Source organism: Bradyrhizobium sp. B097 (genome assembly GCF_038957035.1).
Lineage (GTDB): Bacteria > Pseudomonadota > Alphaproteobacteria > Rhizobiales > Xanthobacteraceae > Bradyrhizobium.
In genome coordinates this window covers 8485227-8510119 of the sequence record NZ_CP152412.1, presented here as the reverse complement: position 1 = coordinate 8510119, position 24893 = coordinate 8485227, and the positions used below count along the sequence as shown (strand labels likewise).

The following is a 24893-nucleotide window of genomic DNA, read 5'->3' as shown; positions in this document are numbered from 1 at the left end:
CACGCGTCTCCCTACTTCATGCTCGCCGCAACATGTTCGGCATGTTGCTCGTGGCCTTGGAAGATCTTCAGGCCGGTCTGCAGCAGGCTCTTCAGCTCGGGATTGCTCGCCGACGGGATCAGCTGCGTCTCCAGCGCGGCGTTGACGGTCTTGTGGTAGGCGACCTCGTTGTCGATATAGGCCTTGTCGTAGGCTGAGCCCTTCAGCTTGCCGAGTTCGGCGAGCTTGTCGGCCGCCTGTTTCGACAGCGCCTTGCTGGTGTCGTTGTCCTCCGGCGTCACCTTCAGCTTCTTGACGAGGTCGAGCGCCTGCTTGTTCACCGCCTCATGGTCGCGCGCCATGTCCTTGGCGAACGCCTTGACGTCCTTGTTGGAAGCTTTGGTCTCCGCCTGCTTGGCGGCGTTGATGTCAATCACACCTGCCGTGTAGGCGATGTGCGCGATCTGCGGATCGGTCAGCTTTGCGCCCTGGGCCAGCGCAGCGCCGGTAAGAACGCTGAGCGCGGCGACCGCGATGCTCAATCGAACGAACATGGTTTGACACTCCTGTTGAGCCGGGCGTAGGGCACGGCACGTCGTTGCTTGCACAGGAGTTGGATGGTGCTGATAGCCGGAGGTTCCCAAAAATCTATGCTGTGACGCCGAGCCGTTTCAGGACCGCCTCGGTCAATCGCTCGCAGCGTCGGCCCGCGAAGGGAAAGGCCTCCATCACGATAGGGCCGATCTTCCGCTCGACATTGTCGCGCAGCATGGTCCGGGCGCGGTGCAGGCGGGTTTTCACGGTCTCCGGCTTGAGACCGAGGATATCAGCGGTCTCCTCGACATTCATGCCCTCGATCACACGGGTGATGAAGACGAGGCGGAACGCCTCGGGCAGCTCATCGATCGCGTGCTCGACGACATGCTGGATTTCGCGCTGGGCCATGGATTTTTCCGGATCGTCCGCTGACGACAGCGGGAACGGGATGATTTGGGCTTCTACGGCGCCCTTCGGCAGCTCGGACCACTCCACGCTTGCGTGTTTGCTGCGCAGGCGGCCGAGCGCCTCGTTGATCGCGATCCGCGACAGCCAGGTCGAGAGGCTGGAGTCGCCGCGGAACTGGTCCAGATGGGTGAAGGCGCGCACATAGGCGTCCTGAACGACATCCTCGGCCTCGTGGTCGTTGCGGAGGATGCCGCGCGCCAGCCGGAACAGCCGGCGATTGTTCGCCTGCATGATGGCGCGGATCGCAGCCTCGTCGCGGGCGAGCGCGCGCTGCACGAGCTCGGCATCGCCTGAGCGGATCGGCGGTGGTGACGTTACATGGGCCTGGCGCATGGCGGGCTCGCCCTCACTGTTGGCGGTATATTACCATTGGATGCCAACCGGCCGGACAGGTTCCCGAGAAAATGGCGATCAGCCAAAAAGACCCGGCCAGCGGCTACGGCCTGATGTAAGCCTCCGGATCACCGCGCGCGTGCGCCTCCATCGCATCGAGGAAGCAGCGCACCTTGGCCGGGACGAATTGCCGCGCCGGCAACAGCGCGTGCACGTTGAGCGGCTCGCAGGCATGGTCCGGCAGCAGCCGCTTCAATTCACCGGCCGCGGCCGCGGCGCGGGTGTAGCTCGCGGTGACCCGCAGCACGCCATGGCCGGCGAGCGCCGCCTGCAGGCGGACATGGGCATTCGAGCTGGTGAGCCGCGCGCGATCCACCGCGAGATGCTCGACCACCCCGCCGGGTGCGGTGATCGCCCATGGCGGATCGCTGGGACCGGTCAACAGCGGCAGCTTCCTCAATTCATCCAGCGTGCGCGGCTCGCCGAACTTCTCCAAGAGCGCCGGTGCCGCGAACAGGCCGCGCTCCAGGGTGAAGACGCGGCGGATCACGATGCCGGCCGACGGCAGCGGCGCCTCCAGCATCGCGAACACGATGTCGTAATTCTCGGCGATCGGACTAACGATGTCGTGTTCGACATCGATCCGGATCGCGAGCTCGGGATAACGGCCCATCACGGCGCAGGCGACCGGCCCCGCGTGATGCGCGCCGAATTCGTACGGCGCCTTGATGCGCAAGGTGCCTGCGACCGCGCTGGACATCGCCAGCGCCTCGCTGTGGGTATCGTGCAGCGCGGCGAACAGCGGGCGCACCTTGCGATAGATGGTCTCGCCGGAATCGGTCAGCCGCAGATGCCGCGTGGTCCGCTCGATCAGCCGCAGCCCGAGATTGGCCTCGAGACGCTGCACCGCGGCACTGAGGCTCGATTTGGGATGCCCGAGCACGCGCGCGGCCGCGGTGAAGCCGCCATGCTCGACAACCTCGCAAAACAGCTCCCAGTCGCGCCACTCCATGGCCGATTGTCCATCCAGCGGTACAGTGTGTCCAGCCAAATCGGATTATCCCGATGACCGGGATCACCTAACCTCATTGCAAGCAATTTTGCATTGGGAGGGTGACATGGCCGATGACGGAATTTTCCTGCGCAACGCCTGGTACGTGGCGGCGCTGAACCACGAACTGATCGACGGCAAGAAGCTGGCGCGCACCATCCTGGAGCGGCCGATCGTGATCTATCGCGGCGCCAGCGGAAAGGTGGTCGCACTCGACGACCGTTGCTGCCATCGCGCGGCGCCGCTCTCGATGGGGCGCGTCGAGGGTGACGATATCAGATGCATGTATCACGGCATGAAGTTTGCGGCCGACGGCAAGTGCATCCAGATCCCCGGCCAGGACGCGATCCCGGCCAAGCTCGGCGTGCGCAGCTATCCGGTGGTCGAGCGCTACAACATGATCTTCATCTGGACCGGCGATGCCGAGAAGGCCGATCCGAAGCTGATCCTCGACTATCCGCCGCTCGAGGATCCCAAATGGCGCGGCCTGCCGGGCTACATGCACTACAAGGCCAATTGGCTCCTGATCGTCGACAACCTCAGCGATTTCGCGCATCTGGCCTTCGTGCACACCAACACGCTCGGCGGTTCCGAGGAATATGCCTACAAGACCAAGCCGGTGGCGATCGAGAAGCTGGACGACGGCTTCCGTGTCGAGCGCTGGCACATGGGCGCCGATGCGCCGCCCTACCACAAGAAGGTGATCTCCAACCGCGACGACCAGGTCGATCGCCGCAATATCGGCCGCATGATCGTTCCAGGCATCTTCACGCTCGACACGACGTTTGCGCCGGCGGGACAGGGCGCGGAGAAGGGCGTTCAGGTTCCGGGCACGCGGTCATATCGCAATGCGCAGTTCATGACGCCGGAGACGCGCTCCTCGACGCACTTCTTCTGGAACTACTTGCACGATTTCGACATCGACAATCCGAACATTTCGCTATCGCTGCGGCATTCCCTCGAGGAGGCCTTCAACGAGGACAAGGATTTCATCGAAGCGCAGCAGAAGGTGCTCGACGTCGACCCGGATTATCAGCTGCTTGCGATCGGCGCCGATGCGCCGCTGACCTATTTCCGCTGGTTGTTCGCACGCAGGCTCGATGCGGAGAAGGGCGCGGCACGCGCCGCATAGCCGCCGAAGCGGGTGTCCGCGCTTGGCTCCAAGGCGTGCCGGGATCGCGAAATCGTGACGTCCCGGCGTGGCTGCCGTCCCGGCGGGTTTGGCGTAGAGTGACCAACGTGAATTCGTCGGTTCTTGATCAGGGTCAAGGCTTCGATCCGTGCCGGTCGGACTGTTCCGGTGGCGATCAATCGGTGAATGAGCTTGCACGACAAGGCGGACCCATCGGAACGAAGTGCCAGCGCCGACTGGGTGCAGCACGCTTGGCTATGGCCGTTTGAAGCCACGCGATTGGCGCTCGATATCTACTCGCAGTGGTACCCCAGTCGCGCGCCCGAACCGACAGATGCGGCGGACGAAGTGGCGGCGCTGCCCTGGACGACGGCCAATTCGGTGGAGCTGCAACTGCCGTCGATGCGTCTGCTGGACTTCTCGAGAGCTGGCGAAGGCCAGCCGCTGCTGGTCTGCGCACCCTATGCGCTGCACCGCGCGAAGATAGCCGATCTTGCGCCCGGCCACAGCCTGATGGAGGCGTTACAGGGAGCGGGCATAGCACGTCTCTATCTCACGGATTGGCTCTCGGCGGCACCGGAGATGCGATATTTCTCGATCGACACCTATCTGTCCGATCTCAACGTGGCGGTCGACACGATTGGGCCGCCCGTCGACCTTGCAGGTCTCTGTCAGGGCGGCTGGCTGTCGCTGCTCTATGCCGCGCGCTTTCCCGGCAAGGTGCGGCGGCTCGTGCTAGCGGGCAGCCCGGTCGACGTCTCTGTGCCGTCAGAGCTTTCCAGGATGGTCGCCTCGCTTCCGCAGCAAGGTTTTGAGGCACTGGTGCGCCAGGGGAATGGAATCGTCAGTGGCAGGCAGATGCTGCAGGTCTGGAGTGTCCCGCTCAGTACGCTTGACGTGGAAGCGGCGCTGCAGCAGCGGCTCGACGACAAGTCGGAGGATGCACGGGCGCTGCTCGATTGCTTCACACGCTGGAACCGAGAGACGCTTGATTTACCGGGCACCTACTATCTCGAAGTGACTGACTGGATATTTCGAAGGAACCGGATCGCGACGGGAGACTTTGTCGCGCTTGGCTGCAAGATCGATCTTGCTGCGGTGAAGCTGCCCGTTTTCCTGCTCGCAGCCGAGAACGACATTGTTGTTCCGCGCGACCAGGCATTTGCGACGTTGCGACTGTTGGGCACGCCGCCCGCGTGGCTGCAATGCGACACCGAGCCGTGTGATCACCTCGGCCTGTTCATCGGCTGCAAGGCTCTGGCCGGTTCGTGGCGTCGGATTGCCCGTTGGCTTCAGTCCGACCTCGGCGAGGCCGCGGGCGAGCGATTGCAGATCAGCGCCTGAGTGCCAAATGAAATGCCCCGAACTGCAATTTTGCAATCCGGGGCATCGGACTCCATTGCGATGATCCGCGTCGCGTCTACTTCGCCGCGACGACCATGATCTCGACATTGTACTGCGGCGCCGCGAGCTTGGCCTCGACGGTGGCGCGGGCCGGGGTGTTACCCTCCGAGACCCACGAGTCCCACGCCGCGTTCATCTCGGGGAACGTCTTCATGTCGGTGATGTAGATGGTCGCGCTGAGCAGCTTCGACTTGTCGGTGCCGGCCTTGGCGAGGTGGCCGTCGATGATCGACAGGATGTCCTTGGTCTGGTCGGTGACGCTGCCGCCCGCCGCTTTGCCGGCGACGACGCCGGCGAGATAGACGGTGTTGCCGTGCACGACGGCCTGGCTCATGCGCGGGCCGGTTTCGAAACGCTGAATGCTCATTTGGGTCTCCACTTGAATGGCGGGCATGTCTATAGCGTTTTCAAGCGAAGTAGCTACCGGTTCGCGTAAAGAAAACGCGTCAAGACAAGAGATCGACAGGGTTGGTTCTGATTTGATCAGAACCAGACCTCTAACCTGCCAGAGCGAGCGCCGCCACTGCACAATTTGCAGCACCGTTCACCGAAATCGCTCGAAATTGCTCCGAGATCGCCTCAGCGCAATCAGGTCGGCGGATTCTGCCCATTCGCCCAGCGCGCGAACAGCGCCACCTGTTCGGCCGGCCAGGCGCCGTCGCACGGCATGGTGCCGGCCTCGAGGCGCGCCAGGATCTGCCGGCAGTGCCTGGCGACGTCCGCCTCCTTCCAGAGATCGAAGGCGAACAGCATCGAGTTGCGGTCCATCGGCCGGAACAGCGGCCGGATGTGTTGCTCGAATTGCACGGCCTCGTCGGGGCCGGGAAGCGCGACGCTGACTCCGTTCGCCGCCTGCGCATCGGTTGCGATTGCGGGCGGCCGCGCGGCGGGCGTTGCGTTGCAGACCCACCACCAGCGCGGCACCGGCATGTTCGGCGGCGGTTTTGCGCCGGTGCCGGAATTCTCCACCGCGATCCGCGAGCCCCATTCGATATAGGCGACGAATGCCGCGCGGAATTCCGGATCGGACGGCAGCCCGGCATCGTCGGCGCTCTGCACCATGTAGGTGGCCCACAGCGCGCGCTGCTCCGGCCGGATCTCCTTGCCGATGTGCTGCGACACCATCCGCCGATAGCCGCCATAGCGTTCGGTGTAGAAGCGCGGGCCGCCGAACACCTCGCTGAGCCAGGCCGCCACCCGCTCGGGATGATCCGGCGACATCTCGGCAAACAGCGGGGAAAGCAGCGGATCTTCCGGCACGTAGCGGCTGTAGAAGATGCGCGTCATGTCGAGCAGCGCCGGATAGCCGCCGGCCCATTCGAACAGCGTCGGCTCGCGCAGCGGATCCGGAACCGGATCGTGAAAATCGACATTCCAGTGCATGCCGCTGCAGAACGGCTTGTTCAGCGACGAGCCGCAGCGGCACAGGCTGACATGCTCCTGTGATGCGCCCGCATTCCCTGCGATCGGCGCGCCGTCCTCGTCGACCAGTTCGACATGGCCGGCGACGCGATAGGGGCCGTCCTTCGACACTTCGATCTGTGGCGGCCGGTCGACGTCGGACAGGTTGGCGTCCCGCGCGGGGCCGATGCCGATGCCGAGCGCGCCCGATGGGCATCTGCGCACCGCATTGATGAGGTCGTCGAAGCGCGCCCCGCTCGGCGCGATGAAAGGCTCCTCGCCGAGATGAAACACCGAGTTGAGCCGGTCGGTGCAGAAGCCGGAATGCGCGCAGGTGCCGCGATTGTCGAACACGAACGCCTGCTGCCCCGCATAGACGTCGAGCTTGTCGGGCACGCGCCGTGGATCCCTGGCGTCGGCGAAGCCGCGCGCGACATGGCTGTCGTCGCAGAACGGCTTGGTCTGCGATTGTCCGCAGCGGCAGAGCCGCACCGGCGCCTCGGCGGCGATCGGCACGCCGAGATGATCGACGATCGGGATGCCGGGGTCGGGTTCGTAGGGCCCGTTGCGTCTGACGATGATGCGCTTGCGCTGATGTTGCTGGTCGCTCGAGCCTCGGGCGGAACTGTCCTCTGTCATGCCTTGCAATGATCCCTGAACTCGCCCAACCCGTGCAAAGCGTGCTTAGATGGATCGACGGCGGCTCTCAACGAACCAGATGGAAAGTGCCGCGGGAGGTTGCGATGATCCGCAAGACCAAGCGGAAATATGGTTGCCCGGTCGAGTTCTCGATCGATCAGCTCAGCGGCAAATGGAAGACCGTGATCCTGAGCCGGCTGAAGCTCCGGCCGATGCGCTATGGCGAATTGCGCCACGACATCCCGCAGCTCAGCGACAAGGTGTTGACCGAGCGCCTGCGCGATCTCTGCAATTCAGGCTTCGTCAAGCAGGAGCGCGGCGGCGGATCCTCGCGCTATTGCCTGACCAAGCGCGGCGAGATGCTGAAGCCGATGCTGCAGGCGCTGTACGATTGGGGCGAGGCCAACGCCGACACGTTCGGTGTCCGCTTTCTCAGTGCGGAGGCGGACTAGGTAGAGCCTCGCGAGGAAAAATTGACCTGACCGATACGTTCTCGGCAGGCGAGCTTCTGCGCAGCCGCACCTCTTGCGTGGGACTTAACCGCAAGTCATTCCCATATCCTCGCGCTTCTTCACGGCGCCCATCTATGAGCAATCGCAGTTCCAAAAGAATTTCGTCCTGAACCGTCACCCTATCACCACAGTGGTTAAGAGCGCTGTGGTTCGAGCACGACGAGTTATTATGGAGAGCCGTCTGTAATCACGCAGCTTTCTCAAACGTCGCGACATCTGTTCGATTAACGCCACTCTCAATGGCGTCCCGACTGCTGCCCCACATTATCCATCATGATCTCTATCACTTGTGCGTGTGGCGCCTGTTGAAATAAAGAGGCAGGAGAATCGTCAGATCTGAGCGCCACAGGCCTCGGGTCTAAGTCAGTCGACGCGTTCGGGAGCGGAACCATCCGGGAGATAGTGGTGCCACCTTGCCGCCCCCCTGCACCGAGGCGGGCGAGGCAAGTGAATTATTCTTCCATGGGACGGAAGATTCTGCGCACGGGTTGTGCAGTCGTTGCGGCAGTCAGTTGGTTGCTGTGCGAGTCGGCTCACGCCTTCGACTTCTTCGGCCTGCTCGGTTCCGACGATCCGCCACCAGTTGGCGCCACGACGTTGTCATACCGCCTCACGATCGAAACCAAGACAACCGAAGGCAAGAATGATAGCGACGCCGAGCAAGCATTGCGCGACGCTTCCGGGACATATCGTCTCCGGCAAGAACCGCCGCCGGATGGAGAAGGTCTTGCGCGCCGACTTCAGGCCGACGTCAATCCGCTCCTGGATGCACTTTGGGGACTGGGCCACTACAACGCAGAGATCGATATCACGATAGACGGAGTTCCCGTCTCATTCGACGAGGCCGGACTGGCCCTCGCCGCGCAGCGTGCAGACAAGTTTCGCAACCGCTCGATCATTCCCATTGCGATCATCGCTCGGCTCGGCCCGACGTTCACATTGCGGACTGTCGATGTCGATTATCCTCGCGACCAAGCGCCGCAGGGACTGCCAATTCGCGCCTTTGCTCTGAAGCCAGGCGATCCGGCTGTGTCCGCCAACCTGCGCGCCGCGCAGCTGAAACTCGTCGACTGGTTCCGCAGTCATGGACATCCGTTGGCGAAAATCGCGGACGTCAAGGCAACAGTGGATCACGCGGCGGGCGCGATGGATTTCCACCTGCGGGTCGAACCAGGCCCGAAGGCCGGTATCGGCGCCGTCACTATCTCGGGCGACGGGGCCGTCGACCCGCGGGTGGTGGCGACCCATGTTTATCTGAAGGAAGGCGAGCCCTATTCTCCCGAGCGACTGGCGCTGACCAAGACCTCGATCGCAAGAATTCCGGCGATCGGCGGCATTCGCATTCGTGAGGCCGACAAGCTGGACGCCAACGGCAACCTGCCGGTCTTCATCGATGTGACGGATCGACCCAGGCACGCGGTGGGCCTGTCGGCAAAATATTCTACCGTCGATGGTCCCGGCATTTCGGGCTACTACGAGGACCGGAACATATTCGGCGGCGGCGAGCGTCTGCGGCTTGAAGCGTCCGCTTCCCTGTTGCAACGGATCGATGGAACGTCCTCCAGCGGGTTCAATAATCTCCACGCGTCAGATTTTGGTGCGCGATTCACCGGAACCTTCGTCAAGCCGGGCTTGTTCGGCACCCCGAACGACCTCTTGATCGAAGCCACCGCCTTCCGCGAGCGCGTCGGCAACAATGTGCTAGGCGGCTATACCGACGACACGGTGCGCGGCACCCTCGGCGTGGTCCATCGTTTTTCGGAGACCGCTTCGCTGCAAGGCGGCATTCAAGTCGAGCAGTCGAGATCGCAGGACGTGCTGGGCCGGGTCGATGCGACACTCGTCGGCTTCACCGCGACCGGCCGCTACGACACCACGGACAATCCGCTCGATCCCACGCGCGGTGTGCGCCTTGCTGCGACCGTCAATGCCTATTCGAAGCTGATGGGCTCCACGATCGACCTCTTCGAGGGCCGCGTCTCAGGTTCGGCCTATTACGCGCTCGACGAGCAGGCCGACTACGTGCTGGCGGGCCGGCTGGCTGCGGGCTCGCTCGCGGGAGCGCCGCTGGCTGACATTCCGGATTCGCACCGTTTCTTCGCGGGCGGCGGCGGATCCGTGCGCGGCTACGGCTTCAACACCATCTCGCCGATGATGTTCGGTCAGATCACCGGTGGCAGCAGCCTGATCGAAGGCTCCGCTGAAGTGCGCGTCAGGATCACACCTACCATCGGCCTCGTGCCGTTCGTGGACTTCGGTTCGGTGTCCCGTTCGTCGCTGCCGGGCTTCAGCGATTATGTCGGCTACGGGGCCGGGCTCGGCCTGCGTTATCTCACGCCGGTGGGCCCGATCCGGCTCGACGTCGCGACACCGCTGAACCCGCGGCCCGGCGACAGTCGCTACGCCATCTATGTCAGCATCGGGCAGGCCTTCTGATGCGCGTGCGACGGGCCTTCATTGTCGGTTCTGCCATAGCGGCGCTTGGCGTCGTCTCTGTTGCTGTGCTCGGCGTCGTCTTCCATGGAATGGTAGGCGGAAGCGGCGAAAATCAGCAGGACATGCTCGCCGGCCTCGTCTCGCGAACGCTCTCGACGCCCGCGACCCAGGTTCATATCGGCGCCGTCGACGGCGTCCTCTCGTCGGATGCGACGGTGCACGATGTCAGCATCACCGACAGGGACGGAGTTTGGCTGACCCTCGACAAGGCCCGTCTCGTCTGGCGGCGCACTGCGTTGCTAATGGGGCGGCTGGAGATCGATCGGCTCGAGATCGGCACGCTCGATATCAAGCGAAAGCCGCTGCCGTCCGACCAGCCCGCCGCGGAGTCCGGCCAGCCGACCCTGCCGGACCTTCCCGTGAAAGTACAGGTGAAGGCTTTCGACCTGCGTGCCCTGGTGCTGGGCCAGCCCATTCTCGGCGAGGCCCTGAGCGTCAAGGCGACCGGCAATGCCGAGCTGGGCTCACCCTCGGAGGGCCTCGTTTTCAACCTCGATGCGATCCGCACTGATTTCCCGGGCCATTTCAAGGCCGCACTCGCCTTCGTACCGCAAGGCAACGCGTTGACCCTCGATGTCACGCTCGACGAACCGTCCCGCGGACTGATGTCCAAGATCGGTCATTTGCCGGGCGAGCCGCCCGTGACCTTCGCGCTGGGCGGCAAGGGCACGCTCGACAGCTTCCGCGGCGCGCTGAAGTTTCAGGCCGGCCCTACCATTGATGCGACCGGTGCGATCACGCTTGACCGCAACGGGGCGGGCCGCGTCCTTGCAACCCGTCTCACGAGTCATCTCGGACCGCTGCTGCCGTCGGTTGCCGCGCCCGTCTTTGCCGGCGAGACCAATCTCGACAGCACGACGCATTTCGGCGACGACGGCAGCGTCGCGCTGGACCGGCTGACGCTCACGAGCCGCCTCGCGCGGCTCGACGTGAAGGGCCTGCTTGGCGCCGACAGAGTGATGGATTTCAGGGCCTCCATCCGCGCCCTACCCAGCAATGGCGACGTCACGGAAACGGATCAAGGGTCGATCCGCAGCCTGGTGTTCGACAGCAGGGTCAACGGACCGATCAAGGCGCCGACGCTCACGGCCAAGCTCGCAATGTCAGGCGCCCACCTGCCGAATGGAAATCTCGACGCGCTCGACGCCTCGCTGACGGCAGTCCCTCGCGCCGAGCCCAGCGACCTCGCAACGCATATCGTGCTGGATGCAAATTTGCGGGCCTCGGGCATCGCGCCGCGCGATCCCGGTCTCGCGGCAGCAATCGGCAACAGTGCTTCGCTCGTGCTCCACGGCAGCACTGATCTCGGTGGCCACGCCACCATCGAGCGGCTGGAGATCGGCACGCCGACCGTTCAGGCCACCTATGCCGGTGACGTCAGTCCCGATCGGCTGCATGGCCGTGCGACCGGAGCCATGCCTGACCTCGGCCGCTTCAGCGATCTCGCCGGGTTGAAGCTCAAGGGCGCGGTGGCTCTCGGCCTCGATCTCGACGCCGATCGCGAGCACGGCCGCGTCGACGCCAAATTGTCCGGCACTGGCGAGGGGATCGCGACCGGGCTCGCGGCGCTGGATGGGCTCACAGGACCGCGCGTCACGCTTGCCGCCGATGTCGGCGCAGATAGCGGCAGCGACACCTATACGGTCCGCGACGTTTCGCTCGACGGCGCCCATGTCGCGGTTCGCGCCAAGGGAACGGTGACCCGCGAAACGAGCGATCTGTCGGCGCGTGTCAGTCTGCCCGATCTTGCCGCGGCCGATGCTCGCCTCACCGGTGTGGCAGCCGTCGACGTCGGCCTCACCGGAGGGCTCGCGCATCCCGGCGTGTCATTCTCGGCCTCGGTCGATCGCGCCACCGCAATGCGGCGCCCGATTCCGCATCTGGAGCTCGCCGCGACCGTCAATGACGTCAAAGGACCGTGTGTCATCGACGCCAGGCTCGATGGCTCGATCGACGGCAAGCCGGCGCGCGGGATCGTGCAAGCGAGCCGTCAATCGGGCGACACACCTGCTCCCGCTTTCGCCGGATGGGACGCCAAGACGGTCGACGTCGCGATCGGTTCAGTATCCTTGAAGGGGGCGGGCACGATCGACGCGCAAAGTCTCGCACGCGGGCAGATCCATTTCGCCGCCGGCTCGCTCGCCGACGTCGCACCGGTCGCCCTGATGGACCTCGTCGGTTCGGCATCGCTCGATCTTGCCGCATCGGTCGATGACGGCCAGCAATCCGTCCGTCTCGCCGGCAAGGGCGCGGGGATCCGCGCAGCCGGTGCAGCGATCCGCAGCTTCGATCTACGCGCCGATGCGACCGATCTCTACCGCCATCCGCTCCTCAACGCCGACGCCAAGGTCACCGGCGCCGAGATCGCCGGCCAGACTGTCTCGAGCATTGCGCTGACCGCGCGTGGGAACGCCGGCACCAGCACCCTTGGCCTGTCGGCCAAGGCGGCCGGCTTCGATCTCGATGCCGCAGGCGTGCTCACCGCCAAAGATCGCACGCGGTTCGATCTCAACCGCTTCACCGCGCGACGCGGCGCCAGGGCGATCGCGTTGCAGGGGCCAGCGAGTTTCACGCTCGACGAGGGGAGCGTGCTGATCGAGCATCTGGCTCTCGGCATCGGCAATGGTCGCTTCACGGTTGACGGCAGTGCCGGCAAGACGCTCAACGTCAAGGCGCTCGCAAGCGCGATCCCGCTCGGCGAGGCCGATGTCGTGATGCCGGGCCTGGGCCTTGCCGGGACGCTCGACGCCTCGGCGACGATTGCCGGCTCGACGAGCGCTCCGACGGGTCAGTACAAGGTCACCGTCAAGCAGCTGACCGCGCCGCAGAGCCGCAGCGCGGGCCTGCCGCCGATCGACGTCTCGGCAGATGGGCGCCTCGACGGAAGCCGCGCGAGCATCGCCACCACGATCGCCGCCGGAAAAGCCGGCACGATCTCCGCCTCGGGCACGGTACCGCTCGATGCGGCCGGACCAATCGCGCTGACCGCGAAGGGCCGTCTCGATGCCGCCGTCGCGAACGCCGCGCTCTCGGCGTCCGGCCGCACCGTGTCCGGCAGCATCGTGCTCGATGCGCGGTTAGGCGGCACACGCGCCAAGCCCCAGATCGGCGGTGCCGCCAGCTTGAGTGGCGGTACATTCCGCGACAGCCTGCTCGGCACACGCTTCGACAATATCGAGGCGAAAGTCACCGCCGACGGAGATCGTATCGTCGTGGAGCGCCTGACCGCCGCGACGCCGAACGGTGGCACATTGTCTGGTACCGGCCAGGTGCGGGTCGCCCCGGATGCAGGCTTCCCCGGCACGGTCTCGATTCGCGGACAACAGGCGACGCTGGCGGCCAGTGCGCTCGCGACCGCGCAGGCCAATCTCGCGATCGACGTCAGCGGTGCACTGGCGCGCGATCCCCGGATCAACGGCCGGATCGACCTGACCCACGTCGCCATCGATATTCCCGATCGTCTGCCGTCGACGCTGAAGCCGATCGACGGCATCAACCACGTGAATGCGTCGGGGCAGGCCGCTGCACGCCTCGCGGCGGAACGCACGGCCGAAGCCCTGAGGGGCAGCAAGGGGCGCGCGGCGCTGTTCAATGCTGCGCTCGACGTTACGGTGTCGGCACCGAACCACGTTTTCATTCACGGCCGCGGGGTGACTGCGGAACTCGGCGGCTCCGTGCAAGTGGGCGGCACGACCAACGCTCCGGTCCCGAAGGGGGCCTTCTCGCTCTATCAAGGCAAGCTCGTGGCGCTCGGAAAGACGTTGACCTTCACCAAGGGCAATCTCTCCTTCAACGGCGATCTTGCCCCCGAGCTCGACTTTGCGGCGGAGATCTCGGCCTCCGACATCACCGCGCAGGTCGGCATCTCCGGGCCCGCATCCGCGCCGGTCTTTGCCTTCACCTCGCAGCCCCAATTGCCGCAGGACGAGATTCTGTCGCGCATCCTGTTCCAGAAGGCGTCAGGCAGCCTGTCGACGTCGCAGGCCCTGCAGCTCGCGGAGGTGGCGGCACAGTTCGCAAGCGGTGGTGAAGGCACAATGGACCGTATGCGCCGCTCGCTCGGCGTCGACAGCCTTGATGTCGGCGTTGGAGCGGGCGGAAGTCCGATGGTAGGCGCGTCGCGCGCGATCGGCGACAGGTTGAGCGTCGGGGTACGGACGGGCGCTAGCGCCAGTCAGTCCGGCGTGTCCGCCAATGTGGACGTCACGCGTCATATCCGCGTGGAATCCGACGTCGATGCAACCGGTGCAACGTCGGTCGGGGTCGGCACGCGCTTTGAATGGTGAGTTGAGAACACTGGCCGCGGATTGAGGCGCGTTTCCTCTCCCGCCTGCGACGTGGCAGCGCAGAAGCCCGCAAATGCCATATGTCCCAGTCTTGGGCGAGGGACACTGCGCAATTTCGGAATATTAGAAGAATACCCCTGAGTTGCCCGATGTGTCAAGTTGCCTGGTCGAACGCCGGCCACCGCCGGCTACTTTGCATGGGGTTGTTTTCGATATTTTGGCAGCGCCCCTTGCGACGAACGGATTTCCGGCCGGAACCTTAAGCAAGGAAAGGTCGTTCACGCGGGGTGTTGGGGGCAATCAACACAAGGAATGCTCATGCGCATCTCTACGGCATCCGTCATCGCTGCGGCGCTCTCGCTTGGAACACCTGCCTGGGCGCAAACGCAGGGAACGCAACCGAAGACGCCGCCGCAGGCTCAATCTGAGGAATCCACCGCCATCCGGACCATACAGGTGGTCGACATCAAGGAACTCAAGCCCGAGGTCCGGTCGAGGGTCGAGGCTGTCGTCGCAAAGGCAAGCGAGGACGACCTGAAGAACCTGCGCGGTTCCATCGACGCGTCCCGGGAAGCAGTCTCCGCGTTGAAGGCGAAGGGACTGAGCTCGGCGCAGGTTGTCGCGGTCAATCTCAGCAACGGCATCCTAACGCTGTTCACCAAGACGGCCTGACGAAGTTCGCAGCCTGAAGACATCCGGACTGAACCACAAAGGCCCGCCGGTTCCAGCCGGCGGGCCTCCTGCATCTCGAAACAGCGCGCTAGTTCACCGCCTTCGCCGCTGCGCGTCCCGCGTTTCGGCCCGAGAACAGGCAGCCGCCCAGGAACGTGCCCTCCAGCGAGCGATAGCCGTGTACGCCGCCGCCGCCGAAGCCGGCGGCTTCGCCGGCCGCATAGAGCCCGCGGATGATCTGGTGATCGTTACCGAACACGCGCGAATCGAGATCAGTCTCGAAACCGCCAAGCGTCTTGCGGGTGAGGATGTTGAGCTTCACCGCGATCAGCGGGCCGTGTTCGGGATCGAGGATCCGGTGCGGCTTGGCGGTCCGGATCAGCCTGTCGCCGATATAGCGCCGCGCATTGTGCAGGTTCATCACCTGCGCGTCCTTGACGTAGGGATTGGTGATCTCGCGGTCGCGCGCCTCGATCTGCGTCTTGATGGCATCAAACTGCAAGAGGTCGTTGCCGGCGAGCTTGTTCATGGCGCCGACTAGCTCAGCGAGATTGTCGCGCACGATGAAGTCGGCGCCGTGCTGCTTGAAGGCTTCCACCGGCGCCGGCGCACCCTTGTTGGTGGCGCGCTTGATCGTCATGCGCCAGCTTTTGCCGGTGAGGTCGGGGTTCTGTTCGGAGCCCGACAGCGCGAACTCCTTCTTGATGATGCTCTGGGTCAGGATGAACCACGAATAATCGTAGCCGGTGCCCATGATGTAGTGCAGTTGCCCGAGCGTGTCGGAGCCCGGGAACAGCGGCGCCGGAAGCCGCTTGCCCGTGGCGTCGAACCACAGCGACGACGGTCCCGGCAGAATCCGGATGCCATGACGCGGCCAGATCGGGCTCCAGTTCTGGATGCCCTCGACGTAGTGCCACATCCGGTCGCGATTGATCAGCCGGCCGCCCGCCGCCTCGGTGATGCCGATCATGCGGCCGTCGACATGTTCGGGCACGCCGGAGATCATGAACTTTGGCGGTTCACCGAGCCGCTTCGGCCAGTTCTGCCGCACCAGATCATGATTGCCGCCGATGCCGCCGGAGGCGACGATCACTGCCTGCGCGCGCAGCGAAAAATCACCGACGACGTTGCGCGAGGAGCTCTTGCCGCGCTCGACATCAGATGGTTCCAGGATCGCGCCGCTCACGCCATCGACCGTGCCGTTGCTGATGCTGAGCGCATCGACACGATGGCGGAACTTGAACACCAGCTGTCCGTTCTTCGCGGCCTCGCGCGCGCGGCGCTCGAACGGCTCGACGATGCCGGGGCCGGTGCCCCAGGTGACATGGAAGCGCGGCACCGAATTGCCATGGCCCATGGCGTCGTAACCGCCGCGCTCGGCCCAGCCGACCACCGGGAAAATGCGGTGGCCCATCGCGCGCAACCAGTCGCGCTTCTCGCCCGCGGCGAACGCGACATAGGCTTCGGCCCATTTGCGCGGCCAATGATCCTCCTCGCGATCGAAACCGGCGGTGCCCATCCAGTCCTGCAACGCGAGTTCGGCGGAATCCTTGATGCCGAGCCGGCGCTGTTCCGGCGAATCGACCAGGAACAATCCGCCAAACGACCAGAAGGCCTGGCCGCCGATGCTCTGTTCCCCTTCCTGGTCGAGCACGATGACGCGCTTGCCGGCGTCGGCGATCTCGGTTGCGGCGACCAGACCGGCAAGTCCGGCGCCGATCACGATCACATCTGCATCGTCAGCCATTTGATTTCCCCGGTCCCGCCGGAATTCAAGACCGCGTCGTTGTGCGCGGTCAACGCCAAATGGACCTTGCCTGTGGCGGCGAGGCACCAAATGATTGCGGCAAGTTGTTCCAGTTTGGGACCTTTTCCACACGCCACTGCAGCGCCCGCGCAACACCCAATTTGAATTTGTTTTGACCGGCTTCGCTCGTCTGGACAAAAATCCGCGGCCGCAACACGCTCACGATTGTCTTGCATCACAGACCAAACAGATTCGGTTTCGACTGGGGCTGGCCAAAATGAAGTTGATGACGGGGTTGCTCGCTGCGGTTCTCCTGCTGGCGGGAATGGGGGCGTCTCAGGCAGTGGTCAGGATCGCCGACGATCGCGGCGGCAAGATCGGCATCTATGTCGACAGGTACCAGGACCTGCGCACATCGGGCGAAACCGTGATCATCGACGGGCTGTGCGCCTCGGCCTGCACCATCGTGCTCGGCAAGGTCCCTCATGACCGGATCTGTGTGACCTCACACGCCAGTCTCGGCTTCCATGCCGCCTGGGATTACGGCGACAACGGCCGCCCGGTCCCCAATCCCGAAGCCACCCATATGCTGTACCTGATGTACCCGCCGGCGGTACGCAGATGGATCGCGGACCGCGGTGGCCTGACCCGGCACATGATCTTCCTGCGCGGCAAGCAACTGCAGGCGCTGTACAAGCCGTGTTACCTCAACGCCCAGGCCTCGGCGCCCAAACCCGCCGCCGAGCCGGCGCGCTGAGCCCGATCTCGGCGAGCGGCATGACGAGGTGAGCGCCGGGCATCGCCTCGCTATCATTTGACGGCCTGAGATGGCCATTGCGCTTGCTGCCTGCCGGAACCCGGCTTATCTCAACCGCATGGTTCAGCCGATCTCCACCCGATCCGAGCTCGTGACGGCTCCGCAGGGCCGGGTGGCATCTGCGATCCTGTGGGGTGCTGCCGGGATCGGCGGATTGGCCTTGCTCGCCGCTGCCGCGCTCTGGTTCCACTACGGGACCGCGGTGTTTTTCGAAATGATCACGGCCGGCATCGCTGCCTGCTTCTGACAAGGACGCCCTCGCATCATGCCCCGGACCACGCGCCCATTGGTGATCTTTGCAGCCTTCGCGGGCAGTCTGGCGGTCGGCCTGTTCCTCATGTTGTGGGCGGTCGGCGGCTTGCGCACCGTCGCGGCGCCGGCCGCGATCGGCGGGCCGTTCCAGCTCACCGACCAGTCCGGCCAGACCGTCACCGACAAGAACCTCCAGGGCAAGCCGACGCTGATCTTCTTCGGCTTCACCCATTGCCCGGACATCTGCCCAACCTCGCTGTTCGAGATCTCCGAGGTCCTGAAGGCGATGGGCAAGGACGCCGACCGCGTGAATGCCTATTTCGTCTCGGTCGACCCGGAACGCGACACCGCCACGGCGATGAAGGATTACCTTTCGAGCTTCGATCCGCACCTCAAGGGCCTGACCGGCGATCCCGCCGCGATCGCCAAGGTGCTGTCGAGCTATCGGGTCTACGCCAAGAAAGTGCCGCTGAAGGATGGCGACTACACGATGGATCACACCGCGCTGATCTATCTGATGGACCGCGACGGCCATTTCGTCGCGCCGTTCAATCTGAAACGGACGCCGGAAGAGGCGGCGACCGATCTCAAACGCTATCTTTGACCCCTTTTTCCGGCTCAGAATTAACCCATTCGGCGCTCGCATCACGCGCCGGATGGTCTATAAGCCGTTCAATTTCCTGATATTGCCGGTTATGCCAAATCCGACTGCCCAGCCTTTTTCCGTCCGCCCGCGCCAGTTTCGCCTGGCCGCGGCAATGGCGGCCGTCGTGCTGGTGATGGCAGGGTCCGCGGGCGCACAGACGCCCCCGGCATCGGCGGCGCCCAAGGCGGCGGCACCGGCCCAGCCCGCCAGGCCTGCCCCTGCACAAGCGGCACCAGCGACGCCCCCGGTAGCAACGCCGCCGGCAGCTGCCGCCCCGTCGCCTCCGAATCAGCCGCCCAAGGCTGCCGAGGCGGCGCCGCAGGCGGTGCCGGGCTTCTGGGACCCGCGGCGGCGGCCGGATCGGCCGGACCTGTCGCGCCTCACCGTGATCCGCTTCCTGACCGAGACCGACTATCCGCCGTTCAACTTCACCGGACCCGACGGCAATCCCGCCGGCTTCAATGTCGACCTGGCGCGCGCGCTTTGCGACGAGATCAAGGTCACCTGCACCATCCAGATGCGCCGCTTCGAGACCCTGATCGATGCGCTGGCGACCAACCGGGGCGATGCCATCATCGCGTCGATGGCGGTGACGCCGCAGCTGCGCGCCAAGGTCGATTTCACCGATCCCTATTATCGCGCGCCGGCGCGCTTCGCGTCGCGCCGCGACAATGTGATGCCGGAAATCCGCCCGGAATATCTCGAGGGCAAGAAGGTCGGCGTCATCGCCGGCACCTCGCACGAGGCCTATCTCAAGGCGATGTTCACCGACGCCGAGATCCATTCCTATCCGGACAACGACGCGCTGCGCGCTGCGCTGCGCCGCGGCGAGGTCGACTTCATCTTTGGCGATGCGATCTCGCTCGCGTTCTGGATCAACGGCACCGATTCCGCCGAATGCTGCGCGTTTTCCGGCGGCCCCTTTGTCGAGAGCCGCTATTTCGGCGAGGGTGTCGGCATCGCCGTGCGCAAGGGCAACGATCTGCTGCGGCAATCGCTGAACTGGGCGCTGTTCCGGATCTGGGAAAAAGGCCGCTTCACCGATCTGTGGCTGCGCTATTTCTCGATCAGCCCGTTCTGATGCGGTGATCTTCACCTCGCCCCGCTTGCGGGGAGAGGTCGGAATTCAAGCGCAGCTTGAATTCCGGGTGAGGGGGGCCTCCGCGAATTCCTCTCTTGCCGGTTACGCGGATAGAGCCCCTCACCCCAACCCTCTCCCCGCAAGGGCGGGGCGAGGGAGCGCCGTTTTGCATTTTTCCGCGAAAGCGTTAGTTTTCGCGGCCTTTTTGGAGAGAGCCTGAAGAATGTCCGTGATTGATCTTGCTGCCAGTCCGAGCGACCTGCGGGCGCTCGCCGAACAATCCAACGCCTGGCCGTTCGAGCAGGCGAAAGCGATTGTGGCGCGGCTGAAGAAAAATCCGAAGGACGAGGTGCTGTTCGAGACCGGCTATGGCCCCTCGGGCCTGCCGCATATCGGCACCTTCGGCGAAGTCGCGCGCACCACGATGGTGCGCCACGCCTTTCGCGTGCTCACCGAGGACAAGATCAAGACGCGCCTGCTCGCCTTCTCGGACGACATGGATGGCCTGCGCAAGGTGCCGGACAACGTGCCGAACAAGGAGATGCTGGCGCAGCATCTCGGCAAGCCGCTGACCAAGGTCCCCGATCCGTTCGGCACCCATCCGAGCTTCGGCCAGCACAACAATGCGCGGCTGCGCGCCTTCCTCGATCAGTTCGGCTTCGACTACGAATTCGCCAGCTCGACCGAGTATTACACCTCCGGCCGGTTCGATGCGGCGTTGCTGCGCATGCTGGAGCGGATCGAGAAGGTGATGGCGATCATGCTGCCGTCGCTGCGCGAGGAGCGCGCGGCGAGCTACTCGCCGTTCCTGCCGATCTGTCCGCGCACCGGCCTCGTGCTTTATGTGCCGGTGACGGCCCACGACGCCCAGGCCGGCACGATCTCCTACGAAGATCCCGATACCAAGGAGAGCGTCACCGTTCCCGTCACCGGCGGCCGCTGCAAGCTGCAATGGAAGCCGGATTGGGCGATGCGCTGGTACGCGCTCGGCGTCGACTATGAAATGGCCGGCAAGGACCTGATCGATTCGGTGAAGCTGTCTGCCAAGATCTGTTCGGCGCTCGGCGGCACGCCGCCGGAGGGCTTCAACTACGAGCTGTTCCTTGACGAGAAGGGCCAGAAGATCTCGAAGTCGAAGGGCAATGGCCTGACGATCGACGAATGGCTGCGCTACGCCTCGCCGGAATCGCTGTCGCTGTTCATGTATCGCGAGCCCAAGGCGGCGAAGCGGCTCTATTTCGACGTCATCCCGCGCAATGTCGACGACTACCAGCAGTTCCTCGACGGCTTCACGCGGCAGGAGGCGCGGCAGCAGCTGCAGAATCCGGTCTGGCACATCCATTCCGGCAAGCCGTCGCAGGCCGACATGCCCGTCACCTTCCAGCTGTTGCTGACGCTGGTGTCGTCGTCGAATGCGGAGAACGCCGAGACGCTGTGGGGCTTCATCGGCCGCTATCGTCCGGGCGTGACGCCGCAGACCCATCCGAAGCTCGATGCGATGGTCGGCTATGCCATCAACTACTATCGCGACTTCGTGGCGCCGACCAAGCAGTTCCGCGAACCGACCGACCGCGAACGGGCTGCGTTGCAGGATTTGCGCGATGCGCTCGCCAACATGCCGGCTGACGCGACCGCGGAAGACATCCAGAACGTGGTCTACGAGATCGGCCGCCGCGAGCCGTTCCTCGACACCGTCAAGAAGGGCAAGGATGGCCGTCCCGGCGTCTCGCTCGACTGGTTCAACATGCTCTATCAGGTGCTGCTCGGCCAGGAGAAGGGTCCGCGCTTCGGCTCCTTCGTCGCGGTCTACGGCGTGCAGAACGCGGTGAACATGATCGACGGCGCGCTGGCGCGGTCGTCGTAGTTTGAGGAACGTGTAGCCCGGATGGAGCGCAGCGAAATCCGGGAAGCGTTCCCAGCTGCCCAGGTGCCCCGGATTGCGCTGCGCTCCTTCCGGGCTACGGCACCACGGCTGCGGCGTAGCGCCGCAAAATCCGGATGGCTGATCCCCGGCAATTTCAGCCGGGGTTGCCGCCGGATTGCGCTACACTCGCTCCACAAAATCAGCACGGCCTCCGTCGAGAGGCCGGCACAGATGGGAGCATGCGCATGCAGTTCAGGGTTTCGCCGACATCGCTGCAGGACAGTTCGAGCGCCGAGGAATGGCAGGCGCGGGTCGACCTCGCGGCGGCGCATCGGCTCGCCTACAACCACGGCTTTTCGGAAGGCATCTTCAACCATCTCACCTTCGTGGTGCCCGGCCGCAGCGATCGCTACTATCAGATCCCGTTCGGCATGCACTGGTCGGAGGTCACCGCGTCGTCCTTCATGGAGGTCGGTATCGACGATGCCGAGGTGAAGCGCGGCGAGGGTGAGGTCGAGCGCTCCTGCTATTGCATCCATGCGCCGATCCACAAGGCGCTGCCGCAGGCCAAGGCGGTGTTCCACACCCATATGCCGTATGCAAGCGCGCTGACGCGGCTCGAGGATCCGCGCATCAAGGAGATCGGCCAGACCGAGGTCGGGCTGTCGGAGGCGATCGCCTATGACGATCTCTACGCCGGCCCTGCGCTGGATCCCGAGGAAGGCGCGCGGCTCGCCAAGGTGATCGGCAACAAGACCATCCTGTTCATGGCCAATCACGGTATCTCGACCGTCGGCGAGACCGTCGCCGACGCCTATGACCGGCTCTATTACATCGAGCGCGCCGCGCAGGTGCAGATCTATGCGATGTGGACCCAGCAGCCGCTCAAGCAATTGCCGCAGCATGTGGTCGAGAAGACCAAGCGCGATTTCCGCGACGACCACCTCTACACCGGCCCGTCCCCGTCGCAGCGGCATTTCGATGCACTGAAGCGGATGCTGGACCGCAAGGAGCCGGACTACGCGACGTAATTCGCGTCAAACTCCACCGTCGTCCCTGCGAAAGCAGGGACCCATAACCACAGGGGTTGGTTGTTAGAGCAGGCTGTGGCCCCAGCTTACTCAAACAAAATGAGTGGTGGTTATGGGTCCCGGGTCGCGCTTCGCTTGCCCGGGACGACACTGGTTTTTGTGGCGACTGAATCGCCACAGCTTACTGGCTCGCCCACACCACGCGTGCGATCCACGCGACCTCCTCGGCCTCGAGCATGCGGTCGGGATGCTCCGGATTGAGCGATGCGAGTTCCAGCACCTTGCCGGTGCGTCGCCTCAGTTCCTTCAACATCACCTCGCCGCCGGTCGTGCGCACCACGACGCGGTCGCCGCGGCGGATCGCGGTCGCGGGTGACACTACGATGATGTCACCTTCGCGATAGGCCGGCTTCATCGAGTCGCCCTCGATCTCCAGCGCATAGGCGTGCTCGTCAGTGGTCGCCGGCAGTGCCACTTCATCCCAGCCCTTGCCGGCGGGAAAGCCAGAGTCGTCGAAATAGCCGCCGGCGCCGGCCTGCGCGAAGCCGAGCAACGGCACCGACTGGCCGGCGCGCGGACCATCGCCGAGCAACTGCACGAAGGTCTCCATGCTGGCATTGCTCGCGGCCAGCGCCTTGGAGAGCGATTCGGTCGACGGCCAGCGCTCGCGTCCGTCGCCGGTCACGCGCTTGGACTTGTTGAAGGTGGTGGGGTCGAGACCGGACTGCTTGGCAAGGCCTGATGGCGACAGGCCGGCGCGTTCGGCGAGCCGGTCGAGCGCGGCCCAGACCTGCGCGTGGGTCAGCGGTCGGGCGGCTTTGGACTGTTTGGCCATCGAGGACACCCCGGATGGTAGGAATTATTACCTGAAACCGGGAGTTTCCGCAAATCTGCCGTCGGATGTGTCCGCCCACCGCTTGAGTTGCGCCGCTGCCGCCGATACGGTCCCTCGCTCGCCATATGGCGTCTGGGGCATTTCCCCTCAAATCCGGATAAAACCCCAAGAGACTCAAGGACAAAAGGGAAGGCCGGGCCGTGCCCATGATCTACAAAATCACTCCCGCTTCGGCTTGGCGCGAGGCCGAGCGGCAGGGCGTCTACCGGGGCAGTGCGGACGACAATCGCGACGGCTTCATCCATTTTTCCACCGCCTCCCAGGTGGCCGAGACCGCGCGCAAGCACTACCACGGGCAAACCGGCCTGTTCCTGGTCGCGGTCGATGCCGATGCGCTCGGCGACGCCTTGCGCTGGGAACGCTCGCGCAATGACGAATTGTTCCCGCATCTCTATGGCGAACTCGACCTCGGCGCGGTCACCGAAATCCTCAGCCTTCGCGCGCGCTCCGACGGCGGACACGACGTTCCGGAGCTCAAGCCGTGATCCGAGCCTTCGACGCCTTCTCGCTGCCGCTGCTGCGCTGGTTCGATCCTGAAGATGCCCATCGCATGGCGATCCAGGGCTTGAAGCTGCTGCCGCCGATCCGGCAGCGGCCGGATGATCCCAAGCTCGCGGTGCGTGCCTTCGGGCTGAACTTTCCGAACCCGATCGGCATGGCGGCGGGTTTCGACAAGAGCGCCGAGGTGCCCGACGCGCTGCTGCGGCTTGGTTTCGGCTTTGTCGAGATCGGCTCGGTGACGCCGAAGCCGCAAGCCGGCAACCCGCGGCCGCGGCTGTTTCGCCTGGAGCGCGACGAAGCCGTCATCAACCGCATGGGCTTCAACAATGACGGCGCGGAAGCGGTGCTGCGCCGGCTCGCCGCGCGCGCCAGTGGCGGCGGCATCATCGGGGTCAATGTCGGGGCCAACAAGGATTCGACCGACCGCGTCGCCGACTATGTGAAGCTGATCGAAACGTTTGCCCCGGTCGCGAGCTATTTCACCGTCAACGTCTCCTCGCCGAATACGCCGGGCCTGCGCAATCTGCAGCAATCGGCGGCGCTCGACGATTTGCTGGCGCGGGTGATCGATACCCGCGAGCGCGTGCGCAAGAACGCCGGCGATTCGCCGGTGCTGCTGAAGATCGCGCCGGATCTGAGCCTCGCCGAGCTCGACGATGTCGTTCATATCGCGCGCTCGCGGCGCGTCGACGGCATGATTGTCGCCAACACCACGCTGGCGCGTCCTTCGACCTTGCGCGAGGAGAACCGTGCCAGCGAGCAGGGTGGCCTGTCGGGCCGTCCGCTGTTCCGCCTCTCAACCCGGATGGTCGCCGAGACCTATGTCCGCGTCGAAGGCGCGTTTCCGTTGATCGGCGTCGGCGGCATCGATAGCGGCGGCGCCGCGCTGACCAAGATCCGCGCCGGGGCCAGCCTGATCCAGCTCTATTCCTCGCTGGTCTACAAGGGCATCGGCCTGGTCGACGACATCAAGCGCGATCTGTCCTCGACCTTGCTGCGCACCGGCCGCGACTCGCTGTCGGAAATCGTCGGCGCCGATGCCGCGACCATCACGGCCGAGGATTGGCCGGTGCGGTAGGTGCTCGTAGCCCGGATGAAGCGAAATCCGGCTGCGCCCCAACCTCCCCTTGAAAAGGGGAGGTTGCTTTG

Annotated in this window: 21 protein-coding genes; 14 read left to right on the top strand and 7 right to left on the bottom strand. The window is 64.7% G+C overall.

The window, feature by feature from the left end; translation table 11 throughout:
• Positions 1 to 11: 11 nt before the first annotated feature.
• From AAFG07_RS39165 to AAFG07_RS39155, 3 genes are all read right to left on the bottom strand, one after another.
• Entirely contained in the window at positions 12 to 533 is a 522-nt protein-coding gene (locus tag AAFG07_RS39165) for a DUF4142 domain-containing protein (RefSeq protein ID WP_342724917.1), read from the bottom strand.
• Between the two features lie 94 nt (positions 534 to 627).
• Entirely contained in the window at positions 628 to 1317 is a 690-nt protein-coding gene (locus tag AAFG07_RS39160; protein ID WP_342724916.1) for an RNA polymerase sigma factor, read from the bottom strand.
• 103 nt (positions 1318 to 1420) lie between these two features.
• Positions 1421 to 2368, bottom strand: coding sequence for a LysR family transcriptional regulator (locus tag AAFG07_RS39155; protein WP_342724915.1), 948 nt, complete (start codon positions 2366 to 2368; stop codon positions 1421 to 1423).
• Positions 2369 to 2435: 67 nt separating this feature from the next.
• Here AAFG07_RS39155 and AAFG07_RS39150 point away from each other — a divergent pair, with 67 nt between their 5' ends.
• Positions 2436 to 3500, top strand: a complete 1065-nt coding sequence (locus tag AAFG07_RS39150) for an aromatic ring-hydroxylating dioxygenase subunit alpha (protein WP_342724914.1) — start codon at positions 2436 to 2438, stop codon at positions 3498 to 3500.
• Positions 3501 to 3848: 348 nt separating this feature from the next.
• Positions 3849 to 4844, top strand: a complete 996-nt coding sequence (locus tag AAFG07_RS39145; RefSeq protein ID WP_342729376.1) for an alpha/beta fold hydrolase — start codon at positions 3849 to 3851, stop codon at positions 4842 to 4844.
• Positions 4845 to 4920: 76 nt separating this feature from the next.
• Here AAFG07_RS39145 and AAFG07_RS39140 read toward each other — a convergent pair whose 3' ends face one another.
• Together AAFG07_RS39140 and AAFG07_RS39135 are read right to left on the bottom strand one after the other, a co-directional pair.
• Positions 4921 to 5271 carry a RidA family protein gene (locus tag AAFG07_RS39140; protein ID WP_194458126.1) on the bottom strand — a complete coding sequence of 117 codons (351 nt, stop codon included), beginning with the start codon at positions 5269 to 5271 and terminating at the stop codon, positions 4921 to 4923.
• A 221-nt stretch (positions 5272 to 5492) separates the two neighbouring features.
• Entirely contained in the window at positions 5493 to 6944 is a 1452-nt protein-coding gene (locus tag AAFG07_RS39135) for a CDGSH iron-sulfur domain-containing protein (protein WP_342724913.1), read from the bottom strand.
• A gap of 104 nt (positions 6945 to 7048) precedes the next feature.
• On the opposite strand from AAFG07_RS39135, the gene AAFG07_RS39130 reads away from it, so the two are divergent.
• The 4 genes from AAFG07_RS39130 to AAFG07_RS39115 all read left to right on the top strand — a co-directional run bounded on the left by AAFG07_RS39130 (position 7049) and on the right by AAFG07_RS39115 (position 14910).
• Positions 7049 to 7396 carry a helix-turn-helix domain-containing protein gene (locus AAFG07_RS39130; RefSeq protein ID WP_342724912.1) on the top strand — a complete coding sequence of 116 codons (348 nt, stop codon included), beginning with the start codon at positions 7049 to 7051 and terminating at the stop codon, positions 7394 to 7396.
• A 507-nt stretch (positions 7397 to 7903) separates the two neighbouring features.
• Positions 7904 to 9892, top strand: a complete 1989-nt coding sequence (locus AAFG07_RS39125) for a BamA/TamA family outer membrane protein (RefSeq protein ID WP_342724911.1) — start codon at positions 7904 to 7906, stop codon at positions 9890 to 9892.
• A complete protein-coding gene (locus AAFG07_RS39120; protein WP_342724910.1) occupies positions 9892 to 14238 on the top strand; it encodes a translocation/assembly module TamB domain-containing protein in 4347 nt (1448 codons plus the stop codon). The genes AAFG07_RS39125 and AAFG07_RS39120 overlap by 1 nt, the downstream gene beginning before the upstream one ends.
• Before the next feature lie 312 nt (positions 14239 to 14550).
• A complete protein-coding gene (locus AAFG07_RS39115) occupies positions 14551 to 14910 on the top strand; it encodes a hypothetical protein (protein WP_342724909.1) in 360 nt (119 codons plus the stop codon).
• An 88-nt stretch (positions 14911 to 14998) separates the two neighbouring features.
• Here AAFG07_RS39115 and AAFG07_RS39110 read toward each other — a convergent pair whose 3' ends face one another.
• Entirely contained in the window at positions 14999 to 16657 is a 1659-nt protein-coding gene (locus AAFG07_RS39110) for an FAD-binding dehydrogenase (RefSeq protein WP_342724908.1), read from the bottom strand.
• Positions 16658 to 16934: 277 nt separating this feature from the next.
• Between AAFG07_RS39110 and AAFG07_RS39105 the strand changes: the two genes are divergently transcribed.
• From AAFG07_RS39105 to AAFG07_RS39080, 6 genes are all read left to right on the top strand, one after another.
• Positions 16935 to 17414 (top strand): hypothetical protein, encoded by a 480-nt coding sequence (locus AAFG07_RS39105; RefSeq protein WP_342724907.1) that lies wholly within the window; start codon positions 16935 to 16937, stop codon positions 17412 to 17414.
• Positions 17415 to 17484: 70 nt separating this feature from the next.
• Positions 17485 to 17721 carry a hypothetical protein gene (locus AAFG07_RS39100; RefSeq protein ID WP_224924176.1) on the top strand — a complete coding sequence of 79 codons (237 nt, stop codon included), beginning with the start codon at positions 17485 to 17487 and terminating at the stop codon, positions 17719 to 17721.
• Positions 17722 to 17739: 18 nt separating this feature from the next.
• Entirely contained in the window at positions 17740 to 18330 is a 591-nt protein-coding gene (locus AAFG07_RS39095; RefSeq protein WP_342709080.1) for an SCO family protein, read from the top strand.
• Positions 18331 to 18421: 91 nt separating this feature from the next.
• A complete protein-coding gene (locus AAFG07_RS39090) occupies positions 18422 to 19453 on the top strand; it encodes a transporter substrate-binding domain-containing protein (protein WP_342724906.1) in 1032 nt (343 codons plus the stop codon).
• A 223-nt stretch (positions 19454 to 19676) separates the two neighbouring features.
• Positions 19677 to 21317, top strand: a complete 1641-nt coding sequence (locus AAFG07_RS39085) for a lysine--tRNA ligase (protein ID WP_342724905.1) — start codon at positions 19677 to 19679, stop codon at positions 21315 to 21317.
• A gap of 245 nt (positions 21318 to 21562) precedes the next feature.
• Positions 21563 to 22348 (top strand): class II aldolase/adducin family protein, encoded by a 786-nt coding sequence (locus AAFG07_RS39080; RefSeq protein ID WP_342724904.1) that lies wholly within the window; start codon positions 21563 to 21565, stop codon positions 22346 to 22348.
• Between the two features lie 181 nt (positions 22349 to 22529).
• Here AAFG07_RS39080 and AAFG07_RS39075 read toward each other — a convergent pair whose 3' ends face one another.
• On the bottom strand, positions 22530 to 23183 hold the full coding sequence (locus tag AAFG07_RS39075) for a helix-turn-helix transcriptional regulator (RefSeq protein WP_342724903.1): 654 nt from the start codon (positions 23181 to 23183) through the stop codon (positions 22530 to 22532).
• 200 nt (positions 23184 to 23383) lie between these two features.
• Here AAFG07_RS39075 and AAFG07_RS39070 point away from each other — a divergent pair, with 200 nt between their 5' ends.
• Together AAFG07_RS39070 and AAFG07_RS39065 are read left to right on the top strand one after the other, a co-directional pair.
• The gene (locus AAFG07_RS39070) at positions 23384 to 23728 is read left to right on the top strand and encodes a DUF952 domain-containing protein (protein WP_168470963.1); all 345 of its coding nucleotides are present in this window, start codon (positions 23384 to 23386) and stop codon (positions 23726 to 23728) included.
• The gene (locus AAFG07_RS39065; protein ID WP_342724902.1) at positions 23725 to 24822 is read left to right on the top strand and encodes a quinone-dependent dihydroorotate dehydrogenase; all 1098 of its coding nucleotides are present in this window, start codon (positions 23725 to 23727) and stop codon (positions 24820 to 24822) included. Before AAFG07_RS39070 ends, AAFG07_RS39065 begins: the two co-directional genes overlap by 4 nt.
• Positions 24823 to 24893: the final 71 nt, after the last annotated feature.

Bases quoted from the DNA above. Each gene is read 5' to 3' on its own strand.
- AAFG07_RS39160 (WP_342724916.1), bottom strand. From the start codon at position 1,317: ATGCGCCAGGCCCATGTAACGTCACCACCGCCGATCCGCTCAGGCGAT.
- AAFG07_RS39090 (WP_342724906.1), top strand. From the start codon at position 18,422: ATGCCAAATCCGACTGCCCAGCCTTTTTCCGTCCGCCCGCGCCAGTTT.
- AAFG07_RS39100 (WP_224924176.1), top strand. From the start codon at position 17,485: ATGGCCATTGCGCTTGCTGCCTGCCGGAACCCGGCTTATCTCAACCGC.
- AAFG07_RS39130 (WP_342724912.1), top strand. From the start codon at position 7,049: ATGATCCGCAAGACCAAGCGGAAATATGGTTGCCCGGTCGAGTTCTCG.
- AAFG07_RS39110 (WP_342724908.1), bottom strand. From the start codon at position 16,657: ATGGCTGACGATGCAGATGTGATCGTGATCGGCGCCGGACTTGCCGGT.
- AAFG07_RS39120 (WP_342724910.1), top strand. From the start codon at position 9,892: ATGCGCGTGCGACGGGCCTTCATTGTCGGTTCTGCCATAGCGGCGCTT.
- AAFG07_RS39115 (WP_342724909.1), top strand. From the start codon at position 14,551: ATGCTCATGCGCATCTCTACGGCATCCGTCATCGCTGCGGCGCTCTCG.
- AAFG07_RS39095 (WP_342709080.1), top strand. From the start codon at position 17,740: ATGCCCCGGACCACGCGCCCATTGGTGATCTTTGCAGCCTTCGCGGGC.
- AAFG07_RS39140 (WP_194458126.1), bottom strand. From the start codon at position 5,271: ATGAGCATTCAGCGTTTCGAAACCGGCCCGCGCATGAGCCAGGCCGTC.
- AAFG07_RS39150 (WP_342724914.1), top strand. From the start codon at position 2,436: ATGGCCGATGACGGAATTTTCCTGCGCAACGCCTGGTACGTGGCGGCG.
- AAFG07_RS39075 (WP_342724903.1), bottom strand. From the start codon at position 23,183: ATGGCCAAACAGTCCAAAGCCGCCCGACCGCTGACCCACGCGCAGGTC.
- AAFG07_RS39085 (WP_342724905.1), top strand. From the start codon at position 19,677: ATGTCCGTGATTGATCTTGCTGCCAGTCCGAGCGACCTGCGGGCGCTC.
- AAFG07_RS39105 (WP_342724907.1), top strand. From the start codon at position 16,935: ATGAAGTTGATGACGGGGTTGCTCGCTGCGGTTCTCCTGCTGGCGGGA.
- AAFG07_RS39135 (WP_342724913.1), bottom strand. From the start codon at position 6,944: ATGACAGAGGACAGTTCCGCCCGAGGCTCGAGCGACCAGCAACATCAG.
- AAFG07_RS39165 (WP_342724917.1), bottom strand. From the start codon at position 533: ATGTTCGTTCGATTGAGCATCGCGGTCGCCGCGCTCAGCGTTCTTACC.
- AAFG07_RS39080 (WP_342724904.1), top strand. From the start codon at position 21,563: ATGCAGTTCAGGGTTTCGCCGACATCGCTGCAGGACAGTTCGAGCGCC.